This window comes from Streptomyces canus, from assembly GCF_030816965.1.
In the GTDB taxonomy this organism is placed as follows: domain Bacteria; phylum Actinomycetota; class Actinomycetes; order Streptomycetales; family Streptomycetaceae; genus Streptomyces; species Streptomyces canus_E.
In genome coordinates this window covers 9,351,883-9,369,746 of record NZ_JAUSYQ010000002.1, presented here as the reverse complement: position 1 = coordinate 9,369,746, position 17,864 = coordinate 9,351,883, and the positions used below count along the sequence as shown (strand labels likewise).

At 70.5% G+C, this 17,864-nt stretch carries 14 protein-coding genes; 6 read left to right on the top strand and 8 right to left on the bottom strand.

Annotated features, from left to right (window positions below):
* Nucleotides 1-4: 4 nt before the first annotated feature.
* On the bottom strand, nucleotides 5-1,657 hold the full coding sequence (locus QF027_RS43735; protein WP_306973313.1) for an amidohydrolase: 1,653 nt from the start codon (nucleotides 1,655-1,657) through the stop codon (nucleotides 5-7).
* 21 nt (nucleotides 1,658-1,678) lie between these two features.
* A complete protein-coding gene (locus tag QF027_RS43730; RefSeq protein WP_306973314.1) occupies nucleotides 1,679-3,193 on the bottom strand; it encodes an APC family permease in 1,515 nt (504 codons plus the stop codon).
* A 143-nt stretch (nucleotides 3,194-3,336) separates the two neighbouring features.
* Here QF027_RS43730 and QF027_RS43725 point away from each other — a divergent pair, with 143 nt between their 5' ends.
* The 3 genes from QF027_RS43725 to QF027_RS43715 all read left to right on the top strand — a co-directional run bounded on the left by QF027_RS43725 (nucleotide 3,337) and on the right by QF027_RS43715 (nucleotide 5,826).
* Nucleotides 3,337-4,059 carry a TetR/AcrR family transcriptional regulator gene (locus QF027_RS43725; protein WP_306973315.1) on the top strand — a complete coding sequence of 241 codons (723 nt, stop codon included), beginning with the start codon at nucleotides 3,337-3,339 and terminating at the stop codon, nucleotides 4,057-4,059.
* Nucleotides 4,056-4,499 (top strand): hypothetical protein, encoded by a 444-nt coding sequence (locus tag QF027_RS43720; protein ID WP_307080997.1) that lies wholly within the window; start codon nucleotides 4,056-4,058, stop codon nucleotides 4,497-4,499. Before QF027_RS43725 ends, QF027_RS43720 begins: the two co-directional genes overlap by 4 nt.
* A gap of 433 nt (nucleotides 4,500-4,932) precedes the next feature.
* Nucleotides 4,933-5,826 (top strand): SCO2400 family protein, encoded by an 894-nt coding sequence (locus QF027_RS43715; protein ID WP_307080995.1) that lies wholly within the window; start codon nucleotides 4,933-4,935, stop codon nucleotides 5,824-5,826.
* Here the strand turns inward: QF027_RS43715 and QF027_RS43710 are convergent.
* The 4 genes from QF027_RS43710 to QF027_RS43695 all read right to left on the bottom strand — a co-directional run bounded on the left by QF027_RS43710 (nucleotide 5,819) and on the right by QF027_RS43695 (nucleotide 11,041).
* Nucleotides 5,819-6,985 carry an SGNH/GDSL hydrolase family protein gene (locus QF027_RS43710; protein WP_307080993.1) on the bottom strand — a complete coding sequence of 389 codons (1,167 nt, stop codon included), beginning with the start codon at nucleotides 6,983-6,985 and terminating at the stop codon, nucleotides 5,819-5,821. The two genes, QF027_RS43715 and QF027_RS43710, sit on opposite strands and share 8 nt — an antisense overlap.
* Before the next feature lie 313 nt (nucleotides 6,986-7,298).
* Complete coding sequence (locus tag QF027_RS43705) at nucleotides 7,299-8,198, bottom strand: amidohydrolase family protein (protein WP_307080991.1); 900 nt, start codon at nucleotides 8,196-8,198, stop codon at nucleotides 7,299-7,301.
* A 180-nt stretch (nucleotides 8,199-8,378) separates the two neighbouring features.
* Nucleotides 8,379-10,019 (bottom strand): phosphoglucomutase (alpha-D-glucose-1,6-bisphosphate-dependent), encoded by a 1,641-nt coding sequence (pgm, locus tag QF027_RS43700; protein ID WP_307080990.1) that lies wholly within the window; start codon nucleotides 10,017-10,019, stop codon nucleotides 8,379-8,381.
* 575 nt (nucleotides 10,020-10,594) lie between these two features.
* Entirely contained in the window at nucleotides 10,595-11,041 is a 447-nt protein-coding gene (locus QF027_RS43695) for a VOC family protein (protein WP_306986443.1), read from the bottom strand.
* Nucleotides 11,042-11,441: 400 nt separating this feature from the next.
* Between QF027_RS43695 and QF027_RS43690 the strand changes: the two genes are divergently transcribed.
* Nucleotides 11,442-12,500, top strand: a complete 1,059-nt coding sequence (locus tag QF027_RS43690) for an alpha/beta fold hydrolase (protein WP_307080988.1) — start codon at nucleotides 11,442-11,444, stop codon at nucleotides 12,498-12,500.
* A 348-nt stretch (nucleotides 12,501-12,848) separates the two neighbouring features.
* On the opposite strand, the gene QF027_RS43685 is transcribed toward QF027_RS43690, so the two are convergent.
* Nucleotides 12,849-14,312 (bottom strand): ricin-type beta-trefoil lectin domain protein, encoded by a 1,464-nt coding sequence (locus QF027_RS43685; RefSeq protein ID WP_307080986.1) that lies wholly within the window; start codon nucleotides 14,310-14,312, stop codon nucleotides 12,849-12,851.
* 208 nt (nucleotides 14,313-14,520) lie between these two features.
* Nucleotides 14,521-15,909 (bottom strand): glycoside hydrolase family 43 protein, encoded by a 1,389-nt coding sequence (locus tag QF027_RS43680; RefSeq protein ID WP_307080985.1) that lies wholly within the window; start codon nucleotides 15,907-15,909, stop codon nucleotides 14,521-14,523.
* 277 nt (nucleotides 15,910-16,186) lie between these two features.
* Between QF027_RS43680 and QF027_RS43675 the strand changes: the two genes are divergently transcribed.
* Entirely contained in the window at nucleotides 16,187-17,611 is a 1,425-nt protein-coding gene (locus QF027_RS43675; protein WP_307080983.1) for an amidase, read from the top strand.
* A gap of 26 nt (nucleotides 17,612-17,637) precedes the next feature.
* A complete protein-coding gene (locus QF027_RS43670) occupies nucleotides 17,638-17,856 on the top strand; it encodes a hypothetical protein (protein ID WP_030044637.1) in 219 nt (72 codons plus the stop codon).
* The last annotated feature ends 8 nt before the right edge of the window (nucleotides 17,857-17,864 follow it).

The window sequence follows — 17,864 nt, the reverse complement described above, 5'->3', positions numbered from 1 at the left end:
CGGCTCAGGCGTCCCGCGCCGCGTGAACGCGTTGCCCGTCGACGAAGGTCTCCAGGACTCGGGTGGCGGCGATCTCCTCGGGCGGCCCCGCGAACGGATCGCGGTCGAGGACGACGAGATCGGCCGACTTGCCCACGGTGATGCTGCCGGCGATGTCGTCGAGGTGGTTCACATGGGCGCTGCCCGCCGTGTACGCGGCGAGGGCGGTGCCCAGATCGAGGCGCTGCTCCGGAAGGAACTGCGGGGTGCCCTCGGGGGCGCCGGGGGCGATCCGGTTGACGGCGACATGAATGGCCTGGAGGGGGTCGGGGCTGCTGACCGGCCAGTCGCTGCCCGCGGCCAGGGTCGCGCCTGCGCGTAGCAGATCACCGAACGGATACTGCCGTGTGCCGCGTTCCGCGCCGAGGAAGGGCAGGGTCAGTTCGTCCATCTGCGGTTCGTGGGCGGCCCACAGCATCTGGAGGTTGGCGCTCGCGCCCAGGGCGCGGAACCGGGGGATGTCGTGCGGGTGCACGACCTGCAGATGTGCGAGGTGGTGCCGTGTGTCGCGCCACCCGTTGGCCGCGCGGGCGGACTCCACGGCATCGAGGGCCTCACGCACCGCGCGGTCGCCGAGGGCGTGGAAGTGGACCTGGAAGCCGGACGCGTCGAGTTCGGTGACGTACTTCCTCAGCTCGCCCGGCTCGACGAAGCTGATGCCGCTGTTGTCCGAGGAGCAGCCGCAGCCGGTCAGATACGGGTCGAGCATCGCGGCGGTGTGGTTCTCCGCGATGCCGTCCTGCATGACCTTCACCGTGGTGGCACGGAACCGGCCGCGGTTCAACTCCTCGCGTCGGGCGACGAGTTCGGGAATCTGCTCGGCCCCCCGCTCACGGTCCCACCACAGGGCGCCGACCACGCGGGCGGTGAGCAGGCCCCGGTCGAGGGCCGCGTGATAGGTGGGCGCCGGGTCGGTCATGTTGGCGTACGCGCCGACGATGGCGTCCTGCCAGGCGGTGACGCCGTACGAGTGCAGCACGGCCTGGGCCCGCAGCAGGGCCGCGAGTTGCTGCTGCGGCGTCGGATCCGGAACCAGCCTTCCCACGAGGTGGACCGCGCCCTCCTGGAGCATGCCGGTGGGGTTGCCGTCGGCGTCGCGTTCGATCCGGCCGTCGACCGGGTCCGGGGTACGGGAGTCGATGCCCGCGCGCTCCAGCGCCCTGCTGTTGACCCAGGCGCCGTGGTGGTCGCGGTTGGGCAGGAAGACCGGTCGGTCCGGCACGATCGCGTCGAGGGCCACAGCGGTGGGAGCACCGCCCGGGAACGCCTCCAGGGACCAGCCGCCGCCGGTGATCCACTCGGCGTCCGGGTGCTGGTCGGCGTACGCCTTGATCCTGCGCAGGTACTCGGCCGGGTCGACGGTGTCGGCGAGATGGCACAGGCCGAGTTCGAGACCCGCGCCCTGCGGGTGGACGTGGGCGTCCTGGAAGCCGGGGAGCAGCAACTTCCCGGCCAGGTCGACGACTTCGGTGCGCGGGCCGATCAGCTCGCGCACCTCGTCGTGGCCGACGGCGGCGATCCGCCCGTCGCGCACGGCCACGGCGGTGGCGCGGCTGCGGGCGGGATCGACGGTGTGCACGGGACCGCCGGTGAGAACGAGGTCCGCAGTGTGTGACATGTGAGTGAGCTCCAGAGAAGGTCAGACCGCCGTACGGTCCATCGGCAGGGTCAGGGACTCGGCGTCGGTGCCGCGTCCCGTGCTGAAGTACGGCGAGTGCCTCACGTACTTGGCCACGGCTGCCATGCCGAGCCCGGCGAGGACGATCACGGCGGGCAGCGAGAACATGAACCAGCCGTTGTCCGGGCTGAGTTCGAAGTGGTCGCTCATGGTCAGGTACGAGTATCCGAGGTAGCCGCCGAGGCCGAGCAGGATCAGTCCGGACACGGCGGGCACGCCGATGGCGAGCAGCGCCTCCCGTGCTCCTTCGTGCCGCGCGGAGCGGAAGCGCACGGCGCAGGCCAGCGCGGTGAGGCCGTAGTAGAGGGCGACGATCAGACCGATGGCGTTGACGGCGGCCAGCAGCATGTCGCTCAGCTTGGGGATCGCGACGGCGAGCAGGGCGATCACTCCGGCGATGGACATCACGAGGACGGTGCCGGCGGCGGGGGTGCCGTGGCGCGGGTGGATCCGGGTCCACACCGGTCCCATCGTGCGGTCACGGCTCATGGCGAACAGGCCGCGTGCCGTGGGGATCAGGGTGGCCTGCACGGAGGCGACGGCGGAGAACATCAGTGCGACCAGGGGCAGGGTGGCCCAGGGTTCGGCGGCCAGTTTCTCGCCGAGGTACGGGAGGGCCTGGGGGCCGTTCCTGACGAGTTCGGCCAGGCTCATCTCCCGCTGGAAGGCGACCGAGGCGAAGAGGAACAGACCGAGCATGGCGAAGAGGGCGATGAGGCCGCCGCGGGCCGCGTCGCCCGGGCTCTTCGTCTCCTCGTTGACGCTGAAGGCCGCGTCCCAGCCCCAGAAGAAGAAGACCGCGAGCACCATGCCCTGGGCGAAGGTGGTGCCGCTGGAGATCTCGAAGGGGTTGAACCAGGACAGCGAGACGGCGTGGTCCCCGGTGACCAGGGCCCAGCCGCAGAAGGCCAGCAGCACGGCGTACTCGAAGATCAGCAGGGCGAACTGGAAGCGGGTGGCCGATCGCACGCCGGTGACGGCCAGGGCGGTGAGGCCGAGGAGGATCACCAGCCCGACGGCCGTGGTGACACCGGTGGACGTCGGGTCGAGGGCGATGCCACCGAGGCTGTGCAGTCCGGCCTTGTTGGCGAAGGCCAGGACGACCGAGCCCATGATCGCGCTGGTGTAGGCGCAGAAGATGACCGAGCCGACCAGGGTGACCCAGCCGGTCAGGAAGCCGGGCCAGGGGCCGAGAGCCCTGCCGACCCAGACGTAGCCGTTGCCGCAGTTCGGCTCCGAGCGGTTCAGGCGGGCGTAGGCGGTGGCGATGCCGAGCACCGGCAGGAAGGCCAGCAGCAGCAGCGCCGGGGCCTGGAGGCCCACGATGGTCGCGATCGTGCCCATGCCGATGGCGATGCTGGTGGTGGCCGCGGTGCTGGACGCGGCGATGGCCACGCCGTCGACTACGCCGAGGGAACGGCGCAGGGCCGAGCCCGGCGCGGAGGGCGGAGGCGGGGGCGGGGGTGCTGACGACATGAAGGGCTCCTCGGGGACGGGAGACGGGGAAGAGCCGCGCGGTGAGGAGATGGAACAGCCGACGTCCACATTGGGTCAACCCTGTTGACGTAAGGCGGGCGGGGGTCGTTCACTGAGTGCGCCCGGACGAGAGGAACGTGCCCATGTCCAGCCGTGTCCCGCAGGAGCGCCGACGCCGGCGGCCCACCCGCTCCGGAGTCCTGCTGTCCGAGGACCTCATCGTGCAGACGGCCCTGCGGCTGATCGGCGAGCACGGTCCGGAAGCGCTGAGCGTGCGTCGGCTCGGCGCGGCGCTGGGCTGCGACCCGACCGCCCTCTACCGCTATTTCCACGACACCGACGACCTGGTGCTCGCCATCGCGGACCGGATCATCAGTGACGCGATGGCGGGGTTCGTCCCTGGGGAGGACTGGGTGGCCTCGCTGCGCGAGATGGCCCTGCGGGTCCGTGCCGGCTACCTCGCCCATCCGCGGGCGGCCGCCATGGCCGCGCACCGGGTGACCCGGCGCAGGAGCGAGATCCAGGCGGTGGACACGGGGATCGGCCTGCTGCTCTCCGCGGGCTTCGAGCCGGCCGCCGCCGCGCGCCTGTACCTGGCCTTCATCGACACCGTGCTCAGCCACGCGGCCACCGACGCGGCGTTCCGGGCACTCCCCCGGCAGCAGCGCGAGGCCGACCAGCGGGCGTGGCGGGACGTCTACCAGGACCTGGACCCGGTGGCGTACCCGGCGCTCACCACGGTACGGCGCGAGTTGCCGGGCATGGCGGACAGCTCGTTCGAGGAGGCGGTGGACCTGCTGCTGGAGGCGTTGGCGGCGCGCGCACCGGCGCGCCGAACGTCCACAGAGGGTTCGTCACCCGGATGAGTTTTCCGTACGTTCCGTGGGGTGGCGGTTGGCGGGAGGGGCCGGACGGTAACAACGCCAAGATCGCACACCAGTCCACAAGGGGACGCCATGAGACACAGACATTAGGTGCCCGCGCCACGGTCGCGGCGCTCGCACACGCCTACGACCTCCGTACCAAGACGCTGTCGGCCTTCGGCCCCGGACCCGGCCGGACCTATGTCAACGGCGTGGCCGGAAAGTTCGCCGCCGGCGACACCAATCCCGGCGCCTTCGGCTACGTCTACCGGGTCGACACCGGCGAGTTCACGCTCCTGCCCGCCGTCGGCGGCGTCCACTCCACGGCATCCGACGTCGACGGGCACGGGGCCGCGGTCGGCAACAGCGCGACGGCCTCGGCCGAACCCCCCACTCCCGACGGCGTCCACCACGCCACCCTCTGGACCGTCCGGCGCGGCTGACGCGACCACGACGGCGTACGGACACCGCGTCAGCTGGTGTCTCCCGGTCCGCCCTCGTGCTCCGCGCGCACCCGCTCGTCGGTTCCGAGAGCGGGTGCGCCCTGCCACAAGAGGCCGCCCAGGCAGTGCCATGGCCGCAGTCCGCCGGAACGCAGCGCCGGGAACAGTGCGGCGAACGCCGGCCGCAGTCCGGCCAGGAAGAACGCGGCCAGCGGCCAGGCCCTGTTGGGCGCACGCGCTCGGGACCCGACAGATGCCGCTCAGCCGAGGAACAAGGGGCACGAATACGACGTATGACCCTCCTGCCCACCTCACCTCTCGGACATCTACGCAGGAGCATCACACAGGCTGCACATCGCCTTTCGAAAGGCTCGCTACTTTTGCCTCGGCTCGATCCTCCGTGCGAACGAGACCGGCCACGGCCACTGGGCCGATGGTGCAGTCGACTCAGGAAGACCAGATGGACTACTGCTCCTCGTGCCGTCGGCATCTCAACGGGGCCCTGGCGTGTCCCGGATGCGGCGCCTACGCCCCGGACATCGCTCCCCCCGCCCACATCTACGCGACGACGGGCGTGGCGGCAGCGGCATGGGACGAAGCACCCACGTGGCACGACACGGGACTCCACGAGGAGCCGGTGGCCGGATCCGACCCGGCCGAAGTGCCGTCCGACGACGTGACGGACGCGCCGGTGGCGGCGGAGGGCCGGGCGGCGCGCCGACGTCAGCGGGACCGCTGGCGGAAGAACCAGCGCAAGGCGGTGGTCGCGACCGCCGTCGCCCTCGTCGGTGGTGGCCTGACCGTCTCCGCGATGAGCCAGCAGTCCAACGTCCGGACGCAGGCGGCCACTTCGCCGGACAACCGGTCCATGGGCGTGGCGGAGTTGCCGACCTCGGACGACGCACTCCCGGGATCGACGCCCGCCAAGGCACAGCAGGCGTCCTCGAACACGCCCTCCAAGTCGGTCACCTCGCACCGGCGGACGGGCGACGCGGCGTCCACGACGACCCGGTCGTCGGTCCGCACGGACTCCGCCACCTCCTCCACGCCCACGGCGACGACCGCCTCGCAGTCGCATGCGCATACCACGGTCTCCACGTCGGTCGCGGCGGGCGTCGACACCGGCGGCACGACGGGCTCGACCGGCACCACCGGCACCACCGGCACGACGACGGAGCAGACCCCTTCGTCCACGGCCACGGACACCACGACGACCACGAACACGGGCACGAGCAGCAACAACTCGCAGACTTCACAGACGACTTCCTCGTCCTCCGCGACCGATCCGTCGGGGCTGTGCGTGCTCAACCTGCTCTGCATCAACTGAGCACCGGACCGGTATGAGGGGGAGCTGACGCCGTCGGCCCCCAGCGCAGCGGAAGCGCGGCAAGGTGGTCGTCGAGAAGGCCGGAGATGATCCGGTGGTCCCGCGCGGAGGGATGCCAGTCGCAGCCCAGGTGGTCCAGGCCGGGGTCGTCGTAGTACCAGTGGCCGACCCGTTCGTCGCCCTGCGCTGTGCGCGTGCGGACGATGCGCTGGGTGGTCTCGGCGAACGGGCTGGAGCCCAGGTTGGTGGCGCTGACGACGAGGAACGTCCTGGGGCCGTAGCGGGCACGCAGTTTGTCGAGAAAGCCGTGGTAGGCGGACTCGTAGGCGGCGACCAGTTCGGCCTCCGTGCTCCAACGCTCCCCCGGGTTGAGGGGTGTCGAGAAGTCGTTGAGCCCCAGTCCGATGACGACGGCCTGCGGCCTCCAGTCGGCCGGCTTCTGCCAGACGTCGCCCTCCACGCTCAGCAGGGCACGGTCGTAGTAGGTGCGGAAGTCGGTGCCGGGGCTGCTGCCGTTGTAGTTGCGGACCATGCCACGGCCGGAAAAGGCGTTGATCTGGTAGTCGGCGCCGAGGCGTCGGGCGGTGAGGGCGCCGAAGGAGAGGTCGGAGTTGGTGTTCCGGTCGACTCCCCCGTTGTTCGAACAGTCACGCGTGCCGGAGACGTTGCCGTAGCCCGCGGTGTTGGAGTCGCCGATGAACTCGATCTGCCTGCGCCGGGCGGACGGCCTGGCGAGGATCGCACCGCCCGGAGCGGCGACGAAGCCGCCGAACCGGCCCTCGGCCCAAGGGCATTCCGTCCGCTTGACGAGCCGCACGCGATGCTCGGTGTCGGTGAGCCCCTTGACCCAGGCGGTGGTTCGGCCCGGGGTCACGAGGGTGGCCGTGGTCCTGCCGTCTATCTGGACGTCGTAGTCGTTGACGGAGTCGTCGAGGACAACGCCGACGCCGGTACCGCGGAAGCGGCCCTCGAAGTAGATGCCGGGCCAGCTGTACCGCACGAACCCGTCGGCGGCCGCTTCGACCCGGCCCACCGTGTGGAAGCGGGCCGGGGCGGCGCTGGACGCCCGCGAGGGAGCGGTGACGGCGGCGACCAGGCCGGCGGCGGTGGCGGTCACCAGTGTTCTACGGGATAAGTGACGGGGCGCAGGGGGCTGCATGTGGCCATCCTTCTCAGGCGGGGACGGTCGAAGCGGGATGCGGTGCCTGGCCCTGGGAACTTTCCGCACGGCACGGGAGCGCTCCCACATCCCTGGCGTTCTTCAAAGTGACCGCCTCAGGCGTGCCGGTCAACCCCTCCCGACAGCATCTTCACGCGAGCCTGCGAGGGCGAGGGAATGAGTCCGGATCTTCCGGGTAGCAGAGTCGATGCTTGCCCGGGGGAAGGGCCGTCACACCTGGGGAGGTCAAGGCGGCTCTTCCCCCACTCATGTGCCGAGTCATGCTGGAGGGTCTCGGTGGGGCGTGGCGGTGTCATACGCCGAACAGACTTCTCGCGTTGTCGTGGCACACGGCCCGCAGCCACTCCGGTCCCAGGTCCAGCCGTTCCAGGGCGTGGAGTTGGTGCAGGTAGGAGTAGGGGATGCTGGGGAAGTCGGAGCCGAGCAGGATGCGGTCGCCGAGTGCGGCGAGCCGGGGCAGCGCCCGGCGCGGGAACGGCATGAACCCCTCGGTGAAGTCGGTGAACGCCATCGTCGTGTCCAGCCGCACCTGGTCGTACCGCTCGGCGAGATCGAGGAACTCCTCGTACTCGGGCATGCCCATGTGCGCGACGATCAACCGCAGCCTCGGGTGCCGTGCCAGCACCCGCGCGATCGGCTCGGGGCTGGTGTGCTTGCCGGGTGCGGGCCCGGAGCCGCAGTGGATCACCACGGGGACGCCTGCCTCCGCCAGCAGTCCCCAGGCCGGTTGGAGGCGTTCGTCGGCCGGGTCGTACCCGCCCACCTGGACGTGCGCCTTGAACACCCGCGCCCCTGCTTCGATGGCCTCGCGGACATAGGTCTCGACGTCCGGCTCGGGGTGGAGGGTGGCGGTGTGCAGACAGTCGGGGGTGCGGTGGGCGAAGTCGGCCGCCCATCCGTTCAGCCATCTGGCCATGCCGGGCTTGTGGGGGTAGAGCATCGCGGTGAAGGCCCTGACCCCGAACTCCCGCAGCAGGGCCGTTCGCTCCGCCTCCGCCTTCCGGTAGGTGATCGGCCATCCCAGCCCACCGATCAGCGGCCCGTTGGTGTCGAAGTAGTCCCAGACCTTGTGCAGGACCCGCTCGGGCATGAAGTGGGTGTGGACGTCGATCAGGCCCGGCAGGCCGAGCCCGCCCCAGAAACGGCGGATCTCGCCGGCCTCCTCGTTCGACGCCACGTCGCGGTCGTTCATGCCGCCCACGATCGTCCCGGGTGAAGGGCGGAGCGACCCTTTCCGCGCGGGGCGCGGTGAGGGATGGGTCACACCGGCAGGTTTCCGAAAGTCTTTCGCCGGGCCTGCCTACCGCACGATGCTCCCGGCCCGCGCTCGTGGCAGGTCGTCACGAGCGCGGGACGGGGATCGATTCTCGGGTCAGGCGCCCAGCGCCGCCAGCACCACGGACCTTGCCTCCTCCTGGACCCGGCGCAGATGGTCCGGGCCGAGGAACGACTCCCCGTAGATCTTGTAGACGTCCTCGGTGCCCGAAGGACGGGCCGCGAACCAGGCGTTGGCGGTGGCCACCTTGATACCGCCGAGCGCGGCGCCGTTGCCGGGCGCCTCGGTGAGGACCTGGGTGACCGGCTCTCCGGCGAGGGTGTCGGCGGTGACCTGGCGCGGGGACAGCTTGGCGAGCAGGGCCTTCTCCTCACGGGAGGCCGGGGCGTCGACGCGCGCGTAGGCGGGGGCACCGAAGCGCTGGGTGAGCTCGGCGTAGTGCTGCGAGGGACTCTTGCCGGTGACCGCCGTGATCTCGGAGGCGAGCAGGGCCAGGATGATGCCGTCCTTGTCGGTGGTCCACACCGAGCCGTCGCGGCGCAGGAAGGACGCGCCGGCCGACTCCTCGCCGCCGAAACCGATCGTCCCGTCGGACAGGCCGTCCACGAACCACTTGAAGCCGACGGGTACTTCGACCAGTGTCCGGCCGAGATCCGCAGCGACCCGGTCGATCATGCTCGACGACACCAGGGTCTTGCCGATCCCGGCTTCCGCGGGCCATTGGTCCCGGTGCGAGAACAGGTACGAGATCGCCACGGCCAGATAGTGGTTGGGGTTCATCAGGCCGGCGTCCGGCGTGACGATGCCATGCCGGTCGGAGTCGGCGTCGTTGCCGGTGGCGATGTCGAACCGGTCGCGCTGCTCGATGAGCGAGGCCATGGCGTACGGCGACGAGCAGTCCATGCGGATCTTGCCGTCCCAGTCGAGCGTCATGAAGCGCCAGGTGGGATCGGTGAGCGGATTGACCACCGTCAGGTCGAGCCTGTGCTGTTCGGCGATCCGGCCCCAGTAGGCGACGGAGGCCCCGCCGAGCGGATCGGCGCCGATGCGCACGCCGGCGGACCGGATCGCCTCCAGGTCCAGCACGTTCGGCAGGTCGGCGACATAGGCCCCGAGGAAGTCGTGGCGGCCGGTGCCGGGCGCGGCCAGGGCACGGGCGTAGGGGATGCGCCGTACGTCCTTCAGGCCGCCGGTGATGATCTCGTTGGCGCGGTCCTGGATCCAGGAGGTCGCCTCGGATCCGGCGGGGCCGCCGCTCGGCGGGTTGTACTTGAAGCCGCCGTCGGCGGGCGGATTGTGCGAGGGGGTGACGACGACTCCGTCGGCGAGCGCCGAGGCCCGGTGCCGGTTGTGGGTGAGGATGGCGTGCGAGACGGCCGGGGTGGGCGTGTATCCGTCGGCCTGGTCGATGAGGACGGTCACGTCGTTGGCCGCGAACACCTCCAGCGCCGTGGCCCGGGCGGGCTCGGACAGGGCGTGGGTGTCGGCGCCGAGGAAGAGAGGGCCGTCGGTGCCCTGGGCGGCGCGGTACTCGCAGATGGCCTGGCTGGTGGCCGCGATGTGGTCCTCGTTGAACGCCGCCGCGAGGGACGAACCGCGGTGTCCCGAGGTGCCGAAGGCCACCCGCTGTCCCGGTTCGGCCGGGTCGGGGTGCAGCGTGTAGTACGCCGTGACCAGACGGGCCACATCGATGAGGTCCTCTGGCCCGGCGACCTGCCCCGCTCGCGCGTTCTGCATTTCCCGGCTCCTCCGCAAGGGTCGACCGTTGGGTACGCCCCTCATTCTCCCCCGCCGGGCCCGCGGGGACGCGCACGGGGGCCACGGTTCTGTCCTCACCCGGCCTGCGGGGGGGGGACCGAGCGGCATGCCGGCGAGCGAGGTCGCCGGGCCGGCTTATGCCACTGCAAACCACCGGCCCACCGGCCCGCCGGACCCCTGGCCCCTGGCCCCTGGCCCCTGGCACCATCCGCATACGTGGCCGGCGCGGGACAACCCGCCTGCGATCAGCATCGGCCACCGCTCGCCCGGCTCGGGGCCGCGCCGCCGCAGTGCTACGACCCGCCTGGGCCACCCCTGGCCCGGATACGAGGGCCCAGGCGCCGAACACATGGAGCACGGGACCACTCCACCGCGTCGGCGATGCCGACCGCGACGGCGGCGAGCAGGCTCAGCCTCGATCGGCTCGTCGCCCCTCCAGTCGGCGGACATCAAGGAGTTCGCTCTCCACGACGACGGCGCGCCTGCCGTCGTGTGTCCTCCGGTGATGGAGCCGGACGGGTGGGCGGGGTCGCTCGTCGGGGCTCAGACGGGGCTCAGCGGCCGGGGGCGCGCTCGGTGACCTCCTGCAGGAACCACTCGTTGCCGTCGAGGTCCTTGAAGGCGGCGAACGTGCCGTAGCTGGCCCGCTCGGGGTGCAGTCCGAGCACCCGGTGGGAGTCACCGGCGTGATGGAAGGCGCCGGTCTCGTCGCGGAACGGTCCGGAGACCTCCACACCGCAGGAGGTCAACTCCTCCTTGGCCTTGAGGATGTCGGTGACAGTCAGCTGGAGACCGTGCAGCGTGCCGGCCTCCTGCCGGGTCAGGCCGTTCCCGAAGATGATCGAGCACTCGGAGCCGGGCGGAGTCACCTGCACGATCCGGTAGCCGTCGTTGACGGGGAAGTCGGCGTCGAGGCGCCAGCCGAGCTGCTCCACGTAGAAGCCCTTGGCGCGGTCGACATCGGAGACGGGCAGGATGACGACTTCGAGCTTCAGGTCCATGGCTGTGTTCTCGCTTTCGTTGGTCAGGTTGGCGTTGGCGGGGTTGGCCCGGTGGTCGCCTGCGCGGGCCAACGATCCGTTCTCCAGAGAAAGTTGGGGCGGACGAGCCGTCATGGCGGCCATGTCATGCCCTCAGGAGGCAGCGGCCCGGGGTGAAAGGTCTTCGCATGCCTGCCGACACCAGGATGCCCCGTCACCAGTTTAGGCAGTGACGCCACCATGACAGCCCTGCCGTCACCAGTCAAGGCGGTGTCACGCCCGCACGCACCTCACCGTCGGGAGACACCAACGCCACACACGAACGATGTCGTCACTGGTTTGACAGGTGACGAATGCCGTGGGAGGGTCGTCGCCTCGAGACCGACAGCGGTCACCGGAAGCACACGGCGGAGGGCTTCACATGATCAACAGGCGTACCTTCAACAGGGCCGTGGGCCTGAGCACCGGCGCGGCCGCGGTCTCACTGTCCGGCCCGCAGACCAACGCATCCGCCACCACAGGCTCGGCTCGGCCGAGCAGCGCCACCGTGCCCACCGTCGCCCCGGGCACCCATACCGGGTTCGGCACGATCAAGCAGGTCAAGGCGGGGCTGCTGAACATCGGTTACGCCGAGGCGGGCCCCGCCCACGGCCCGGTCGTCCTCCTCCTGCACGGATGGCCGTACGACATCCACAGCTTCGTCGACGTCGCACCACTGCTCGCCGGCCAGGGCTACCGCGTCATCGTTCCCTACCTGCGCGGCCACGGCAGCACCCGCTTCCTGTCCCGGCACACCCCACGTACCGCCGAGCAGTCGGCCATCGCGCTGGACGTCATCGCCCTGATGGACACTCTCAAGATCCACCAGGCCGTCCTCGCCGGCTTCGACTGGGGCTCACGCACCGCGGACATCATCGCCGCCCTGTGGCCCGAGCGCGTCAAGTCCCTTGTCTCCACCAGCGGTTACCTCATCACCGACCGCAAGGCGCAGCTGACGCCCGCGATCCCGGCCGTGGAGCACAACTGGTGGTACCAGTGGTACTTCGCGACCGAGCGCGGCAAGGAGACGATGGAGGACGTCGACAAGCGCCTCGCGCTGTGCCGCTACGTGTGGACCCTCGTCTCCCCCAACTGGGACTTCGACGACGCCACCTTCGCGCGCACCGCCGAGGCCTTCAAGAATCCCGACTACGCCGCCGTCGTGCTCTACAACTACCGCTGGCGCATCGGCCTCCTCGATGGCGAACCCCGCTACGACCGCTACGAGAAGCTGCTGGCGGCCCAGCCTTCCATCGGCGTTCCCACGATCACCCTCGACGCGGCCCTGGACCCCTTCACGCCGCCCGGCGACGGCTCCACGTACCGCGGTCACTTCACCGGCGCCTACGAACACCGCACCGTCGCGGACATCGGTCACAACCTGCCGCAGGAGGCGCCGAGTGTCTTCGCCCAGGCCGTGGTCGACGCCGACCGTCTCTGAGTGCTCGTCGACGACGCCGTCCGCGCACGCCGCGACACCTCGTCCGCGCGGTGGACACCTTCCTCCACCACCTCGTGTCCCGCCGGCTGCCCGAACTGAGCCCGGGCCACGCCTGCCAAGGCGCCGGCTCGGGCGTAGGTGCGGTCTGAGGTGGCCACGAAGATGATCGCGGCCGGCACCTCGCGGCCGGCGGCCTCCCGCCCCGGCCGGTGGTCCGCGCAGGCACGGGAGCGCCGCCGCCCTCACCGGAAGGTGAAGCGCGGCGGTGCTGACCGGTACGGGCCCGGCGAGGATGCTCGACGAACCCGTACGGTTCGGATCAGTGGTCGCGCTGAACAGGTGCCGGCATCAGCTTCTGGCCCACTGCTGGTTGCTGCTGCCGTTGCAGTACCAGACATCGACCGCTGTTCCGTTGCCGGTGCCCGCTCCGGCTGCGTCCAGGCAGAGCGCAGGGTTCGCGACGCTGGTCACGGAGAGGTCCGCGTTCAGGTTCCACTGTTGTGCCGCCGCGCCGGTGCAGTCGTCGATGACCACGGGGTCTCCCGCCGTGGCTCCGGTGCCTCCCACCGTCATGCACTTGTTGCCGTAGACGGTGAGTTCTTTGTCCGCGTTCCAGTTCCAGGTCTGGTTGCCGCCGCCGTTGCAGTCCCACAGGTCGAGTTGGGTGCCGTTGGCCGTGCTGAAGCCGGGCACGTCGACGCAGCGGTTGGAGCCCACCCCGCGCAGGACCTCGCCGGGAGGCGCGGGCGGCAGGTCGTTGACGGGCGGGGTCTTGCCGAAGCCGTAGCCCCAGCGCAGCAGGGCGACTCCGGTGGCACTGTTGTCCACCAGGTTGCCCTCGGAGTCCAGCGACTCGATCGAGTAGGCGTCGCCGAACCTCAGCCCCGGCCAGTACACCAGTCCCATGCCCTTGCTGCGGGCGGTGTTGGCCACCGCCGCGAGATACGAGGTGTAGACGTTGCCGTTCCAGGCGCCGTAGTTCAGGCCGATGGTCATCGGGGAGCCGGCCTCGTCGATGATGGTCCGGCCGGCGTACGTGCCGATGCGGGCTTCGAGGTCGGCGGTCCAGTCCGCCTGCTGGGTGTAGCTGGCCCAGAAGCCGTAGAAGTGCAGCGACAGCAGCGTTCCCCGCAGTTCGGGTGCCGCGCCGACACCGGTGACGTTGTCGTTGTAGCCGGTACCGCTGATCACGACACGGCCGCGCGGGACGTCCTTGTGCTGGGCGAGCCAGCCACTGGTGACGGACACCCACTGGTCCAGTGTGTAGCCGTGCGGCTCGTTCATGGGCTCGAAGTAGACCCGCGGGTTGTGCTTGTACTCCCGCACCACGGTGTTCCACATCGTCTTCCAGGCGGCCGTGTCGTCGACCAGGCCGTCCTTGCTGCTGTCGGCCTCCCAGTAGCTGACGATGACCTTGTCACCGTCGGCAGTGGCAGCGTCGATCGTCGCCCGGTACGACTTCCACCAGGTGGTGCCCACACTCGCCGGGTTGATCGGCAGTCGCAGCGTGTTGGCCCCCAGGTTCTTCTTGAAGCCGCGCACCATGCGACCCGTGGTGCGGTACACCGTGCGGTAGTCGTCGGTCACCGACAGCCCGCTGGGCACCACGGCGTCACTGGCGTAGTTGTCCCGCGGGTCTGCCCAGTTCACCCCGCGGAAGTCACTGGTACCGCCCTTCGGCGCGTACGAGGCAGCCGGCGTCTCGGCGGCCGGCTGGGCGAAGGCGGGGGCGGTCAGGAACATGAGTGTCGCGCCGAAGCCGGCCATGAGCACACTGGCCAGTCTTCTCGGTCTCGTCGGGGTCTTGGTCATGTCGTCTCCAGTGACGGAAGGTGCGGAAAGCGGAGTGCGGGTTCGTCACCTGAGCCGAGGCAGTGATGAATGAGGGGCCGGATGCAGTCCCTCAAACCCGTTCAAACCGGCAATGGTTACGTAACCATGGCCCGGACACTGGCACGCCGCCCGCATTGGTGACAAGACCCGCGACGCTTCTCGGTGTCCTGACGAGGTGGTGCCCAGCTCAGCCCCAGGGCCCCACCGGCACGAACGAACTGTCCTGCCGGAACAGATCCGTCCCGGCCGTCCGTTCCACCCGGAGTTGGTAGTTGTAGTGGCGCAGGTAGTACCCGGGATAGTTGTACGACTCCCAGCGGATCGCGCCCGAGGACGAGCCCGTGCGGGCGATGAACGTCGCGTCCTTGGCGAAGGTCGACGTGCCGTCGTTGGCGTCGAAGCGGCCGCGGAAGTCCCAGTGGCGCAGGTAGTTGCCGGAGGCGTCGCGGAAGGAGTAGCCGTTCGGGTCGGCGAGGCCCGCGACGACCGTGAAGGTGGCCGCCGACTTCTCGGCAGCCGTGCTGGAGCCGGTGACCACCGGGAGGTTGAGCAGCGAGGACTGCACCTGCCAGTAGCGTGTCGAGTAGTTGGCCGACTGGAAGGACCGCGTGACGTTCTTCGCGAGCGAAGGCCCGCCGGACACCGTCTCCTTGATGACCGTGAAGTGCCGGGCGGTACCGGAGACCACCGGCAGCGCGGTCGGGGCGGACCATGTCGCGAACGTGTCGTAGCTGTCGCTGTAGTAGTAGGTGCCGTCGCCGTAGCCGTCGAAGAAGATCCGCCAGGCGCCGTTGTCGAGCTGGATCACGGACGGGCCCTCGCGATAGCTGCCCCAGCCCGCCCAGTCGCCGGTCCGGGAGATCGTGTAGGGGCCGGTGAGCGAGGAGGCCGTCGCGTACTCGATGTACTTCGTCGTCTCGTTCTTCGTGAAGGCGTGGTACGTCGAGCCGGCCTTCACGATGTACGTGTCGATGTGGTTCGAGCCGATCCCGGAGAGGGCGACCGGCGCACTCCATGCCGTCAACGCCGAGTTCGTCGCCTTCAGCCGGTACGGCGTGAAGATCCACTCGTCGCTGGTGACCGAGCAGGACACGATGACGTTCACGCTGCCGTCGCTGTCGACGAACCACTCCGGCGCCCACGCACGGGACAGGTTGGCGATCGGGACCGTGTAGTCGTACAGGAAAGTCCAGTTGGCCCGGTCGGAGCTCCGCGCGAAACCGATGGTGGTGCTGACGTCCTGCCAGGTGTGGGTCGTGTAGGTCAGGTAGTAGTAGCCGTCGGTGTGCTTGAAGACGCTCGCGTCGCGGATTCTGTTGCTGGGCGGCGTGTAGGCGGAGGACTTGAGCAGCCGGAAGTCCGTGGCGTCGTCGGACTGGTAGACGTTCACGGTCCCGTCGTTGCTGTTGAGGAACGGCACGATCGTGTAGCGGGTGGCCGAGCCGCTGGGCGGGGCGGCGGCCAGCGCCGTGCCGGCGAGACCGGGCAGTTCGCCCAGCAGGACGGCCGAGGCGGGCAGGGCCGCCATCGCGCGCAGCAGCGTGCGGCGGGACGGCGTGGGGGGTCGTGTGCTCACGGGGCGGCTCTCCCTCGGACAAGAACAAGACGCGACTCTGACGTTCGACGGCGTTCGACCTGCACGTCCGACATGCCGAACAAAGTTCGGGAAGTCGATCAGAAGGTAGGGCTGTGACCGGAACGCGTCAATGCTTCGCGCACGACCTGGTGAGCCCTGTGCGAAAGCTGTGGCACCCGCATGGCCGCCACTCCGGCCTGGCACGTTCCGGCGAAGCGCTTTCCGACGTTACCGTTCGGTAGGCAACGTCGTCCCGGAGTCCCGGAGGTGCCCCCGTATGACGCACGACCGTTCCGCAGGCCTGGTGGAGACCGCCCGCGCCCTGGCCGACGGCACGATCACCTCCCGGGCCCTCGTCGAACAGGCCCTTGAGCGGATCGAGACGTCCCAGGCCTCCCTCAACGCCTTCCGGGTCGTACGGACGAAGGCCGCTCTCCTTGAGGCCGAGGCCGCGGACGCCCAACTGGCCGCCGGGGTGCGGAAGCCGCTGCTCGGGGTGCCCGTGGCCGTCAAGGACGACATGGATGTGGCCGGTGAACCCACGGCGTTCGGCTGCCGGGGGGAGTTCCCGGCGGTCGCCCGGGACGGGGAGGCGGTACGGCGGCTGCGCGCGGCCGGGGCCGTGATCGTCGGCAAGACCAACACCTGCGAGTTCGGGCAGTGGCCGTTCACCGAGGGGCCCGCCTTCGGCGCGACCCGCAATCCGTGGAGCCCGGAGCACACGCCGGGCGGCTCGTCCGGCGGGTCCGCCGCGGCCGTCGCCGCAGGTCTGGTGCCCGCCGCGCTCGGCTCGGACGGGGCCGGTTCGGTACGGATCCCCGCTTCCTGGACCCACCTCGTCGGCATCAAACCCCAGCGCGGCCGTATCTCGACCTGGCCGCGCGGCGAGTCCTTCCAGGGCATCACCGTCAACGGCACGCTCGCCCGCACGGTCGCCGACGCGGCCCTCCTCCTCGACGCGGCCGCCGGCAACCACGCCCTGGACCCGCATCGCCCGCCCGCCATCGATGCCTCGGCGGCGATCGGCCGCGACCCCGGCCGGCTGCGCATCGCGCTCGCCCTGAAGCCGCCGTTCACCGCACTGCCCGCCCGGCTCCAGCCGGAAGTGCGGGCCCGGGTCGTCGAACTCGCCGGGAAACTGAGCGACTTGGGGCACAGCGTCGAGGAGGCGGATCCGCCGTACGGGCAGATCGGGCTCACCTTCATCCCGCGCGCCACGGCCGGTATCGCCGAGCGGGTCCGCGAGGCGCCCTTCCCCGCGCTCCTCGATCGCCGCACCCGGGACGCGGCCCGGCTCGGCGGACTGCTCGGCGGGGCCCCGCTGCGGGTGGCGCGGCGCGCGGAGGCGGTCCTGCACCGCCGTATCGGCGGGTTCTTCACGTCGTACGACGTCGTCCTGGCCCCCACGACGGCCGCGCCCCCGCCGCGCATCGGGGCGATGGCGGAGCTGGGCGGGCTGGCCACGGACCGCGCGATGATCGCGGCCTGTCCCTACGCCTGGCCCTGGAACGTGCTGGGGTGGCCCGGGGTCAGTGTGCCGGCCGGGTTCGTCGGCGGCGGACTGCCCGTCGGAGCGCAGTTGCTCGGCCCTGCGAACAGCGAGCCGCTCCTGCTGTCGCTCGCGGCGCAGTTGGAGGCGGAGCTGCGCTGGCCCGAGCTCTGGCCGGAGTCCCACGTCAGCGCGGATTCACCTGCCGTGTGAGCACCCCTGGCCCGTACCCTGTGACCATGGACGATGCGTCGATGGTCGGGCTCATGGGGCGGGTCACGGGGACGATCGGGCCGGGGCTCGTCGGCGAGGTGATCGTCCGGGTCCGGGGCGGCGCCGAGCACTTCCTCGCCTACCCCGCCTCCGGCACGGACCGGATCGAGCGGGGGACGGTGGTGATGGTGGTGGAGTACCTGCCGCCGAGGACGGTCTACGTCCAGGCGGCGTACGACAGTTGAGCCTGCTC